General features: G+C 62.5%; 9 protein-coding genes and 1 pseudogene. 9 read left to right on the forward strand and 1 reads right to left on the reverse strand.

All coding sequences use genetic code 11. The features are described 5' to 3' along the window. Positions 1–63 precede the first annotated feature (63 nt). The 5 genes and pseudogenes from tpiA to LPU83_RS50265 all read left to right on the forward strand — a co-directional run bounded on the left by tpiA (position 64) and on the right by LPU83_RS50265 (position 5,812). Positions 64–834 carry a triose-phosphate isomerase gene (gene tpiA / locus LPU83_RS50245; RefSeq protein WP_024314820.1) on the forward strand — a complete coding sequence of 257 codons (771 nt, stop codon included), beginning with the start codon at positions 64–66 and terminating at the stop codon, positions 832–834. Between the two features lie 107 nt (positions 835–941). Further along, complete coding sequence (secG, locus tag LPU83_RS50250) at positions 942–1,454, forward strand: preprotein translocase subunit SecG (protein WP_024314821.1); 513 nt, start codon at positions 942–944, stop codon at positions 1,452–1,454. 140 nt (positions 1,455–1,594) lie between these two features. Then, positions 1,595–3,223, forward strand: coding sequence for a CTP synthase (locus tag LPU83_RS50255; RefSeq protein ID WP_024314822.1), 1,629 nt, complete (start codon positions 1,595–1,597; stop codon positions 3,221–3,223). Positions 3,224–3,332: 109 nt separating this feature from the next. Beyond that, positions 3,333–3,761, forward strand: a pseudogene (locus tag LPU83_RS50260) (SRPBCC domain-containing protein). A 773-nt stretch (positions 3,762–4,534) separates the two neighbouring features. Then, positions 4,535–5,812 (forward strand): ABC transporter ATP-binding protein, encoded by a 1,278-nt coding sequence (locus tag LPU83_RS50265; protein ID WP_231052289.1) that lies wholly within the window; start codon positions 4,535–4,537, stop codon positions 5,810–5,812. A 44-nt stretch (positions 5,813–5,856) separates the two neighbouring features. Here LPU83_RS50265 and LPU83_RS50270 read toward each other — a convergent pair whose 3' ends face one another. Next, on the reverse strand, positions 5,857–6,945 hold the full coding sequence (locus tag LPU83_RS50270; protein ID WP_024314823.1) for a citrate synthase/methylcitrate synthase: 1,089 nt from the start codon (positions 6,943–6,945) through the stop codon (positions 5,857–5,859). Between the two features lie 85 nt (positions 6,946–7,030). Here LPU83_RS50270 and LPU83_RS50275 point away from each other — a divergent pair, with 85 nt between their 5' ends. The 4 genes from LPU83_RS50275 to LPU83_RS50290 all read left to right on the forward strand — a co-directional run bounded on the left by LPU83_RS50275 (position 7,031) and on the right by LPU83_RS50290 (position 12,346). Next, on the forward strand, positions 7,031–8,176 hold the full coding sequence (locus tag LPU83_RS50275) for a citrate synthase family protein (RefSeq protein WP_024314824.1): 1,146 nt from the start codon (positions 7,031–7,033) through the stop codon (positions 8,174–8,176). A 143-nt stretch (positions 8,177–8,319) separates the two neighbouring features. Further along, positions 8,320–9,654, forward strand: a complete 1,335-nt coding sequence (locus LPU83_RS50280; protein ID WP_037069090.1) for an ISNCY family transposase — start codon at positions 8,320–8,322, stop codon at positions 9,652–9,654. Between the two features lie 293 nt (positions 9,655–9,947). After that, entirely contained in the window at positions 9,948–10,481 is a 534-nt protein-coding gene (locus tag LPU83_RS50285; protein WP_024314825.1) for a FecR domain-containing protein, read from the forward strand. Between the two features lie 5 nt (positions 10,482–10,486). Next, positions 10,487–12,346 carry a CHASE2 domain-containing protein gene (locus LPU83_RS50290; RefSeq protein ID WP_024314826.1) on the forward strand — a complete coding sequence of 620 codons (1,860 nt, stop codon included), beginning with the start codon at positions 10,487–10,489 and terminating at the stop codon, positions 12,344–12,346. The last annotated feature ends 20 nt before the right edge of the window (positions 12,347–12,366 follow it).

Consider the following 12,366-nt stretch of genomic DNA (forward strand, 5'->3'; position numbering starts at 1 on the left):
ACCTTTTCATTGATCCCTGCTTTTGCTAAGGCCGCTCGATACATGGAAGATTGGAAGGTTGGCATGACACCTGACGTGCGCCCGCTCGTGGCGGGAAACTGGAAAATGAACGGCACGCGTGCCTCCCTCGACCAGATCAAGGCGATCGCAGAAGGTGTTCAGACGCCACTTTCCGTCAAGGTGGAGGCGCTGATCTGCCCTCCGGCGACGCTACTTTATGTGGCTACAGCGCTCTGCACGGATAGCCCGCTTGCGATCGGCGCGCAGGATTGCCACCAGAATCCATCGGGCGCCCACACCGGCGATCTCTCGGCCGAGATGATTGCCGATTGCTTCGGCACTTACGTCATCGTCGGCCATTCGGAACGTCGCACCGACCATGCCGAGACCGACCATCTTGTGCGCGCCAAGGCAGAAGCTGCCTTCGCAGCGGAACTGACCGCGATCGTCTGCATCGGTGAAACGGCTGACGAGCGCAAGGCTGGCCAGGCCCTCGACATCATCAAGCGTCAGCTTTCCGCCTCGGTGCCGGACAGCGCGACACCCGAGAACGCGGTCATAGCCTACGAGCCCGTCTGGGCGATCGGTACCGGTGTCACGCCGACCGTAGAAGACGTCGAGAAGGCGCACGCCTTCATGCGTTCCGAGCTCGTTGCGCGCTTTGGCGATGCCGGCAAGAAGATCCGCATCCTCTATGGAGGCTCGGTCAAGCCAAGCAATGCGAAGGAACTGATGGGCGTCGCGAATGTCGATGGCGCACTGATCGGCGGCGCAAGCTTGAAAGCAACCGATTTCCTCGCCATCTACGGCGCATACGACGCGTTGCTTTCCTAGAGCCGTGTATATTCCGAGCCGAAGGGCTTGGAATAGCGGATCACCTCATGTAAAGAGCGCCAGAATTTTACTTTATGCCCGCCGTGCGTGTGGGCAGGACTGGACCCATGCAGACCGTTTTGATTGTCATCCATCTCATGATCGTGCTGGCGCTTGTCGGCGTTGTCCTCATCCAGCGCTCGGAAGGCGGCGGCCTCGGCATCGGCGGCGGTTCGGGCTTCATGTCCGCCCGCGGCACGGCCAACGCGCTGACGCGCACGACCGCGATCCTGGCGACGCTGTTCTTCATTACCTCGCTCGGTCTCGGTATCCTCAACCGCTATGAGAGCCGTCCGACGGATATTCTGAACCGTATTCCGGCGACGAGCGGACAGGGCAACGGTATTCTTGATTCGCTCGGCGGCCAGAATGGTAACTCCGCTCCGGCTGCACCGGCCCCGCAGAGCAATAACGGCGTTCCGACCGGCGGCGAGTCCGCTCCAGCAGCAACGGCGCCCGCCGCTACCGCTCCGGCGGCAACGGCACCCGCGGCCCCGGCTGCATCGGCACCAGCGTCTACTCAAACTGCTCCGGCAGCACCACAGGCTCCGGCGCCAGCAACCGTCCCAAGCGGACAGTAAGCGGCACACTGCATAAACTGCCGGCAGGCCCTCGGGTCTGCCGGTTTTCTTTTGTTCAGATTTCGCGCTGGCACCAAAAGTTCAGGAAATGAATTTTGGGGCTGGTGGAATCGTTTTTGAAAAGGTATCCGGTGACTCCCATGGCGCGATACGTATTCATCACTGGCGGCGTGGTTTCCTCTCTCGGTAAAGGAATTGCGGCCGCCGCTCTCGGAGCGTTGCTGCAGGCCCGTGGTTATCGGGTGCGGCTTCGCAAACTCGACCCCTATCTCAACGTGGACCCGGGCACCATGAGCCCGACCCAGCATGGCGAAGTCTTCGTCACCGACGACGGTGCCGAAACCGACCTCGATCTTGGCCACTACGAGCGCTTTACCGGGCGTTCGGCGACCAAGACCGACAACATCACCACTGGCCGCATCTACAAGAACATCATCGATAAGGAACGCCGTGGCGACTTTCTCGGCGCGACAGTACAGGTCATCCCGCACGTCACCAACGAGATCAAGGATTTCGTGACGGAGGGCAATGACGACTACGACTTCGTCATCTGCGAGATCGGCGGGACGGTCGGCGATATCGAGGCGATGCCCTTCATGGAGGCGATCCGCCAGCTCGGCAACGACCTGCCGCGCGGCACTGCGATCTACGTCCACCTGACGCTAATGCCCTATATTCCGGCAGCCGGCGAGTTGAAGACCAAGCCGACGCAACACTCCGTCAAGGAACTGCAGGCGCTCGGCATTCATCCCGACATCCTGCTTGTTCGCGCCGACCGCGAAATCCCGGAGGCCGAACGCCGCAAGCTCTCGCTCTTCTGCAACGTCCGTCCGTCCGCTGTCATCCAGGCGCTCGACGTCGCCAACATCTACGACGTGCCGATCGCCTACCACAAGGAAGGCCTCGACAACGAAGTGCTGGCAGCATTCGGGATCGAGCCGGCGCCGAAGCCGCGCCTCGATCCCTGGGAAGAGGTCTGCAATCGTATCCGCACGCCGGAAGGCGAAGTCACGATCGCGATCGTTGGCAAGTACACCGGCCTCAAGGATGCGTATAAGTCGCTGATCGAAGCGCTGCATCACGGCGGCATTGCCAATCGCGTCAAGGTCAAGCTCGAATGGATCGAATCCGAGGTCTTCGAAAAGGAGGATCCGGCGCCGTACCTTGAGAAGGTCCACGGTATCCTCGTTCCCGGGGGCTTCGGCGAGCGCGGCTCAGAAGGCAAGATCCACGCGGCTCGTTTCGCTCGCGAGCGCAAGGTGCCGTATTTCGGCATCTGCTTCGGCATGCAGATGGCCGTCATCGAGGCAGCCCGTAATCTTGCCGGCGTGGAAAGCGCCTCGTCGACCGAGTTCGGCCCGACGAAGAATCCGGTCGTCGGCCTGATGACGGAGTGGGTGAAAGGCAACGAGCTGCAGAAGCGCACGGCATCGGGCGATCTCGGCGGCACGATGCGCCTTGGCGCCTACAAGGCTGCGCTGAAGAAGGACACCAAGATCTCCGAGATCTACGGCTCGACCGATATTTCCGAGCGCCATCGCCACCGTTACGAAGTCAACGTCGATTACAAGGATCGTTTGGAAAACTGCGGTCTCGTCTTCTCGGGAATGTCGCCGGATGGTGTATTGCCGGAGACGATCGAATATCCGGATCATCCGTGGTTCATCGGCGTCCAGTACCATCCGGAACTTAAGAGCCGCCCCCTCGACCCACATCCGCTGTTCGCAAGCTTCATCGAAGCGGCGACCGAGCAGAGCCGCCTAGTCTGATCAACAATAGGCCGCCTCGCCATATCGGCGCGGCGGTCTTTTCAATCGGTACGCGGCCGCTGTCTTTCGTCGGACGAGCCAAAACCGCAGCACGACTGTCTCCCACGTCATTCACGCACCGCCAAGCGCGGTCTATGCCGCGTTCCTCAATGCAGACGCCGGTTGCCACATGGCTGCCGCCAGGCGACATGCGCGGCATCGTGCATGAGTTCGAGGGCAGGGTGCCTTCAGCATGTCGCTCGTCTATCCTGACAGAGAGACCAACATGGTGGGCAAGACCTCGGAGAAGACCGACCGGTTCCTCGGGAAAATTGCACAGCTCATCCCGAACCCCCTCGTGGTCTGGAAGACGGTATTCGGTTCCGCCGATCCCGGTTTTGCCAGCGAAATGACGATCCTCACACATTTGCGGCCGACCCCGGACGGCACAGAGGTTGCCATGGTTACCAAGCATATTCCTGCCGGGATACGCCTGGAAGACAACGAAATGGGTTGCCGACAGACGCTTGAGCAACTCGCTGCATACGTGGTCGCGTAGATGCAAAACTCGCCCCTAGGAGTCGAGGGGTTCACACACGCAGCCCAAAATGGTACTAAATCGGCCATTCGCCGGATTGAGCCGGCGCAAAGCGACCCATGGGGAGAGCGTTTGATGAGAACCAACGGCACCGGAAACCACCGCTGAACAGCAGTGCCGTTAGGGGCTGCCTGGCCGGTCCATCATCAAATGACATTATCCTGCCCCATGGGGGGCCTCCATGTTTCGTCGCTTTGAAAAGCTGATCGATCCATTCCAATCCTACACCTGCAACACGCCGCCCGTTGAGGTCTGGCCATTTATCTTTAATGCGCTGACGCCGCTGCGTTGGGTCGTTACGGCGAGTCTCTTGCTGACCGCCGTCGGCGCGATCCTCGAAGTCTGGCTGATCGGCTACTCAGGTCGGCTCGTCGATACGCTTGCGGCCACTCGCCCGGGCGAGCTTTGGGCGGGCCATGGCGCCGAGCTTCTTGTTGCCGCGCTCCTTCTATTGGTCGTCCGGCCATTGGTTTCCGCGGCGCGCGAGTCGCTCGATGACATCGCCTTTCGGCCGAATGCAGTCGCGATGATCCGCTGGCGCGCACTGCGCCATGTACAGCGCCAGTCGGTCGGCTGGTTTCAGAACGACTTTTCCGGACGTATCGCCTACCGCGTGCAGGAACTCGGCAACACCGCGACGGGAGCTGCGTACTCGGTCATTCACACCATCTCCTACGTGGCAATCCGGGTCCATCTGGCTCATGGCCTCGGCAGACCTGCGCCTGGTTATTCCGATGGCCATTTGGGTCGGGTTGTATTTCGTGTTGATGGGCTTCGTGATTCCGCGCGTGAGGAACGCCTCGCAGCGAGTTCAGGAGGCCGACTCGGCGCTCTCCGGAATGCTGGTCGACACCTTCTCGAATATGGACACGATCAAGCTCTTTTCCCGCCAGCGGGACGAGGACCGGGACAGCCGCGACCATCTCGACACCGCTCGGCGGGCGTTTATCTCGGTGCAAAAACTCGAAGTCACGGTCAACAGCAGTATGGTTTTCCTCAGCAGCCTTCTGATGGTCAGCCTCATCGGCTACTCGATCATCCTGTGGCAATCGGGAGCAGCACCGCTCGGAATGGTCGCTGCCGCCCTTGCGCTTGGCTTCCGCATCACTGCGATGGCCGAATGGCTGCTCGACGCGGTCGCCGCGCTGTTCAACTATGTCGGGGCGGCACGTGACCAGCTCAGCACTATCGCCCAGCCGGTCGATATTCCGGACCGTCGCGATGCCACCGAACTGAAACTCAATGGCGGCGCGCTGTCATTCGAGAAAGTCTGTCACCACTACGGCAAGGGCAGCGGTGGGCTTGATGGCGTCAGCTTGCGCGTTGAAGCCGGTGAGAAGGTGGGAGTGGTCGGTCGTTCGGGCGCGGGAAAATCGACTCTCGTCAATCTCGCCCTGCGCTTCTTCGAAGCCGAAGGAGGGCAGATCCTGGTAGACGGTCAGGACCTCCGCTCGGTGACACAGGAAAGCCTTCGCGGCCGCTTCAGCATGGTTGCGCAGAATGCCGCCCTGCTGCATCGCTCGGTGCGAGACAACATCGCCTATGGCCGAGTTGACCTGCCGCAGTCGATGATCGAGGCCGCCGCCGCCAAGGCCCACGCGGACGGCTTCATTCCAGGCCTGCGCGACCAGCAGGGGCGGAGCGGCTATGAGGCACATGTGGGCGAACGCGGCGTGAAGCTTTCGGGCGGCCAGCGCCAGCGCATCGCGCTTGCCCGCGCCATCCTGAAAGACGCACCGATCCTGATCCTGGACGAGGCGACGTCCGCCCTCGATTCCGAGGTCGAAGCTGCCATCCAAGACACGCTCTACGACTTCATGGATGGCAAGACCGTCATCGCCATCGCCCACCGCCTTTCAACCATCGCACGGATGGATCGGGTCGTCGTGCTCGACAAGGGCCGGATTGCGCAGGAGGGGCGCCATGACGACCTCCTACGGGAGGACGGCATCTATGCGCGGCTGTGGGCTCGCCAATCCGGCGGCTTTCTCGGTGTCGAGGCCGGGGATTGAAAAGATAGCCCGGCGGCCCTCGCCGCCGGGCTATCTGCCGATTGTCACGCCGCTTTTGGCAACGGCCCGACATAGACCGAGCGTGGCCGGATTAGCCGGCCCTCCAGCGCCTGCTCGCGGGCATGTGCAATCCAGCCCACGGTCCGGCCGATGGCGAACACACCGGTGAAGGAACCGCGCGGAAAGCCCAGCGCATCGAGCAGCAAGGCGGTGTAGAACTCGACGTTGACATCGAGTGGACGGTCCGGCTTGCGCTCCTTGAGGATGGCGAGCGCCGCACGCTCGACTGCCTCTGCAAGTTCGATCCGCTGGCGATCGACCTGACCGGCTGAAACCAGCGGTCGCAGGGCTTGCTTGAGGGCGTCGGCGCGCGGATCACGCACCCGGTAGATGCGATGGCCGAAGCCCATCAGGCGTTCGCCGCGGTCCAGCGCCTGGCCGAGCCAGCCGCGTGCATTCCCTTCGGTTCCGATCGCGTCGAACATATCGAGCACAGGGCCGGGGGCACCGCCATGCAGCGGTCCCTTGAGCGCGCTTATCGCCGCGAGCACCGATGAGGTGAGCCCGGCTTGCGTCGAGGCGATGACGCGCGATGCGAAGGTCGAGGCGTTCAGTCCGTGGTCGCAGATGGTGACAAGATAGGCGTCAAGTGCAGCTGTCTGCTCCGCACTCGGCAACTCGCCGGTCAGCATGTGCAGGATGTCGGTCGCCTGAGAAAGGGAGCCGTCCGGCGCTACGGGGTCGTTCCCAGCCTGCAGACGGAGAATCGCCGGCAGGAAGACGGCAGGCGCGGCCAGCAATCGAAGGGCGGCCTCGAAATCCTCGCCATCCGGCAAGCGAGCAATGAGAGCCCGCATGACATCGACAGGCGGCAATGCTAGCAGCTGCGAATCGAGTGCCGTCACGTGAGCGAACAGACGTTCCCGCATTTCGCCCAACCACGGGCGGAGTTCTGCGGGAGCAAACTGCCGCTCCGTCAATCCGTCGAGCAACAGAGCGGCAACACTTTCATAGGTTGCCGTCGAAACGAGATGATCGAGCGACACGCCGCGGATGATCAGGCGACCCGCTTCGCCGTCCACATCGGAGAGCTGCGTCTCAGCTGCGATGACATCTTCCAAACCGTTCTTCATGGTGTTTCTCCTTTACGCAGAGCAGGATCGAGCCTAGGTTGATTGACGTCAATCTTGACGTAATTGATCAATGTAAGAGGACAGGATGCCCTGGCTGTCCGCCGAGCAGGCGCTTGAGAAACTCGGTACGAAGCCGCAAACGCTTTACGCCAATGTGAGCCGCGGCCGCATCCGGGCAAAACCCGATGCCACCGACCCGCGGCGACGTCTTTACAGCGCAGCAGACGTGATGCGGTTGGCCGAGCGACACGCGGGCCGCCGAAAGACTGAGACGGTTGCGGCCGACACCATGCAATGGGGCGATCCGGTACTGCCGTCTGCCATTTCCGCCATTTTGGATGGTCGGCTCTACTATCGTGACCAGGATGCTGCCACCTGGGCTGAACATGCGACGCTGGAGGAGACCGCAGCGCTTCTGTGGAACTCCGGCCAGATTGCGGCGGCACCGGGTGAGGCTCTGGAAGCAGCACCCTCGCTGGAGCGGGCATTTGTCCTGCTAGCGCAGCGCGTTACCCACGACCTGCCGACCCTCGGACGGTCGCCGAAGGTGCTGAAGGCCGAAGCGCAAAGTATCCTGTCGACCGTGGCTGCTGCCTTAGCACCAGATACCACCGCTTCGCCATTGCATCTGCGCCTCGCCATGAGTTGGTGCAGGCCTGAAGCTGCCAACTGCATCAGACGCGCGCTTGTGCTCCTCGCAGATCACGAGCTCAACGCATCGACCTTCGCCACACGGGTGGCAGCCTCGTCAGGCGCAACGCTGTCGGCCGCAGTACTGTCGGGTCTCTCGACCTTGACCGGACCACTCCACGGCGGCGCGTGGCAGGGCGTCGCCTCATTGATCGAAGACGTCGACGCCCTCGGGGCCGGCGCGACCATACGACAGGCGCTGACGCAGGGAAGGTCGCTCCCCGCGTTCGGCCACCCCCTCTATCCTGACGGAGACATCAGAGCAAAAGCGCTGATGTCGCAGTTCGCCTTACCGCCGAGCTATGCCAAACTGGCGGCGGTGGGGCAGGAAATCATCGGAGAAAGCGTCAACATCGATTTCGCTCTAACGGCGATGACTGCTGTTTTTAATCTTCCTGACAATGCCCCACTTGTGATCTTCGCGCTCGCTCGAACCGTCGGGTGGCTCGCTCATGCCATGGAGCAGGTCGAGAGCGGCCATCTCATTCGTCCAAGAGCGCGCTATACTGGTCCAGCAATCGAAACACCGCTCAAAGCATAGACTAGTGTCCGTCCACAAACGGTAAACCGCTGAAATTATTGGAGGAATCGCGATATTGCCGCGGGCAAAGCCCGGCGGTTTCAGGTACACTTTAGATCAAGCCATTGATTCTAAAGACAAACCCGCAACCGCCGGAGCCGACAATGCGCCAAGAACGCACCGTCCAATCCAATATATTCGATCTTTTCGCCGAACACGAGATCGGCCGCGAGCTGAAAGCCATGTCGCAATGGCTGGATGAGCATCGTGATCTGCTCGGGCTGGTAGCGCAGGACCTGCGCCGCCACGGCGTCAAGGAGACCGGCCGCGAGGGCCTGCCGGCGGAGGCCGTGCTGCGTTGCGCCCTGCTCAAACAACACCGTCAGTTGAGTTATGAGGAGCTGGCCTTTCATCTGGAAGATTCCGCCTCGTTCCGGGCTTTTGCCCGGCTGCCATGGGGGTGCAGCCCGAAGAAGTCGGTCTTGCACAAGACGATCAGCGCGATCCGGGCCGGGACCTTTGAAGCGATCAATCGCGTGCTGTTGACAAGCGCCCGGCAGGACAAGGTGGAACGCGGCAAGGTCGTGCGCATCGACAGCACCGTCACTTCGGCGCTGATGCACGAACCGAGCGACAGCAGTCTTTTGTGGGACTGCGTGCGGGTGATGGTGCGGCTGTTGCAGCAGGCGGCTTCCTTGGGCAGCGCCATCTTATGGCACGATCACTGCCGCGCGGCGAAGAAGCGATCCCGGGCGATCCAATTTACCCGCGGTCGTCCGAAACGAGTTCAGCACTATCGCGCGCTGCTCAGGATCACGCGCACCACCTTGAGCTATCTCGAACAGGCGGCGGCGCAGCTGCCCTTGGCGGCGGGCCCGGCGGTCGAACGCTGGCAGGCCCAAGTCCGCCACTATAAGCCGCTGATCGAACGGATCATCGCCCAGACCGAGCGGCGGGTCCTGGCCGGCGAGGCGGTGCCGGCTGGCGACAAGCTGGTCAGTTTGTTCGAGCCGCATGCCGACATTATCGTCAAAGGCAGCCGCGACGTCGAGTATGGCCATAAGATCAATTTGACCACCGGCACAAGCGGGCTGATCCTCGACCTCGTCGTCGAAGCCGGCAACCCGGCCGACAGCGAGCGCTTGCTGCCGATGCTGGAGCGTCACATTGGCATCTGGGGCGAGCCGCCACGGCAGGCCGCCGCCGACGGCGGCTATGCCAGCCGCGAAAATCTGAGCGGAGCCAAGGCCTGGGGCGTGCGAGACATGGCCTTCCACAAGAAGTGCGGCCTCAAGATCGAAGACATGGTCAAAAGCCGTTGGGTCTATCGCAAGCTACGCAACTTCCGCGCCGGCATCGAGGCCGGCATCTCCTGCCTCAAACGCGCCTACGGCTTGGGGCGCTGCACCTGGCGTGGGCTCGACCACTTCAAGACTTATGTCTGGTCCTCGGTGGTCGCTTACAATCTCGCCCTCTTCGCCCGCCTCAGATCGAACTGACATCCCATGTCGCCAGCCAAAACCGGACCGGCGGAACGCCGGCAGTTCCCAATGCGCGCATTTCCACCAGAAATCCTGGCCGCCGCAATTAGCACCCATGAGCCACACCGCATGGCTTCAAAGCGGCCACCAAGCGGAACCCAAACGCGCTGCAAGCACAAGAAAACCAGCCGTTTATGGACGGAAACTAGACTACGTCGGATAGCCGTTGACGTTTCGGCATGCGTGCTGCAGCAATCAGCGTATGATGGCCGCCGCACACCGGGGTCGTCCGATCGTCAGAGGGGACGGATATGTTTGTAAACTCCAGAATGCTTTTGGCGCTGTTCGTGTCTGTTGGCGCTGCCTGTCTGTTCGCCTCGGATGCAGCGTTTGCACAAGCCAGCGGATGCACCATGGAGCGCGTGGCGGGGACCTCGCGGCAAGTCATGCGATGCGCGGAGGGTGTGACGATCATTGCCGAGGGTGGGGCCCGCTTCAATGTCATCGACCGTAACCGCGACGGGCGACTGGACGCGGTGTCATTGCGCAACAAGGCCGTGCTCGTGGATGTCGACCGCGCCCAGCGACCAGACGGGTTCGAAGTGGTCACGCCACAGGCGATCGCGGCCGTGCGCGGCACGCGCTGGGCTGTCGATGTCAAGAGCGGCACGACGTCCGTCTTTGTCGTACGCGGCCGCGTCGCGGTCGGTCGTCCCTCGGCGGGACGGCGGGTCACGTTGAATGTAGGCGAGGGTGTTGACGTCACGCGAGGCAGCGGCCCGCTGACCGTGCGCCGCTGGCCAGCGGCCCGCGCCGCGGCCCTGCTTGCCCGCCTTGGCCAATAGCGCCGATGCAGGGCAGACGGCTCCTGATCACGATCGCGCTGCTGCTCTCCGCACTCTGGGGCGGGCTTCTCGGCTATATGCATCTTTCGGGCAGTATGAGTTTCCTCGACCGCCTCGAGGCTTCGCTCACCGATCTGCGAAGCACTGTGATCGGCGCGCGAGTGCCTCCGCCAGTCACCAGCATCGTCGCAATCGACGATCAGACCGCCGCCGACAACGGCTATCCGCTCAATCGGGCGACGCTCGCCCGCGTAGTGGCCGCCGTCAGCGCCTTGAAGCCGAAAGTCATAGCACTCGATCTCTTGCTGGTTGATCCCGGATCGGACGAGGGCGATGCTGCGCTGGCTTTGGCCCTGCAGCAGACGCCCAGTGTCATCGCCGCCGCCGGCGTTTTCCCAAAAGACGTACAAGTGGTCGGTCACGACGCCAACGATCCGCTGGCGGCGATACCGACGGCCAGCCAGATGCTGTTGCCACTTAGCCGTTTTTCCGACATTGCGGCCGTTGGCGTCGTCAACGTCGCCACCGATGAGTCCGGCACGCCGCGCTTCATTCCGCTGATCTCTCGCTGGATCGAGCGTGTCGATGCGTCGTTTCCGCTGCGGGTCGCGTCGCTGGCACTCGGTATCAATCCTGCGTTCTCGCCGGGCGGGCTTGCACTCGGTGATCGGCATTTGCCGACCGATAACGGGCAGAGACTGCCCATTACCTTCTACGGCCCGCGCGGCACCATTCCGACCTTCAGCGCTGTGGATGCACTGGCCGGCAGGCTTCCCGCCAAAGCGATTGAGGACAGGATCGTCGTGATCGGCTCCACGGTGACCGCCGGCGGCGACGTCTTCCCGACGCCATTCGATCCGGTATTGCCGGGCGTAGAAGTGATGGCGACTGCAGCGACACATCTGATTGCCGGCGACAGCATCATCAGAGACCGCAATGTGCGTTTGCTCGATTCGCTCATAGCCGTGGTTCTGCCACTGCTTCTGATCAGCCTGCTTGCGTGGCGGCGCAGTGCCATTGGCTATGCCATCATTGCCTCCGCGGCGGTCGCATGGGCCGCCTTGAACATTGCCGCCTTCGCGCATGGCTACTGGTTTAGCGCAGCACTGCCCATCGCAGCAGCTCTGCCGCCGGTGCTGCTCTTCGGCGCCGCGGAGATCTGGATGGATCGTCGTCAGGCTGCACACTTCGCGGCGCAAAGCCATCTCCTGCAGCGCATCGAGGCACCGGGCCTGGGCGAGTGGCTCGCGCGCGATCCGAACTTTCTCGCAAAACCGATCCGACAGGACGCTGCGGTCATCTTCATCGACCTCTCCGGCTTCACGGGCTTGAGCGAGGCAATCGGCGCGACGAATGTCCGCGAAGTTCTCAGCGATTTCTTCGAGCTGGTCGACGAGGAGGCGCGCTCGCATGGCGGGGCGGTCACCAGCTTCATGGGCGATGGCGCGATGATTCTCTTCGGTTTGCCGCAACCGGCCGACGACGACGCTACGCGGGCCGCCGCCTGCGCAGTCAGCCTGTGTGAGCGGATGCGGCCCTGGCTCGTCGCCAATCCGGCCCTTCGCGGCCGAAAGACCGGTTTCAAGGTCGGGGCTCATTGCGGTCCGGTCGTCGCCTCGCGGCTCGGGAGCGGCAATCGCCAGCAAATTACCGCGACCGGTGACACCGTGAACGTCGCGAGCCGCCTGATGGAGGTGGCAGCAGCACGGGGCGTTGAACTGGCCTTGAGCGCGGCATTGATCAAAGCGGCTGGGGCGGATAGCGTGCCGCTTCGCTCTGGCCGGCTCGAAGGCCCCGCACAAGCGCGCATTCGAGGCCGAAGTGAAGGCATCGATGTATGGCTCTGGCAAGGACATCTGCTTTGACATTTGCCGTCTGACGAAGT

Origin of the sequence: Rhizobium favelukesii (genome assembly GCF_000577275.2) — a bacterium.
In the GTDB taxonomy this organism is placed as follows: Bacteria; Pseudomonadota; Alphaproteobacteria; order Rhizobiales; family Rhizobiaceae; genus Rhizobium; species Rhizobium favelukesii.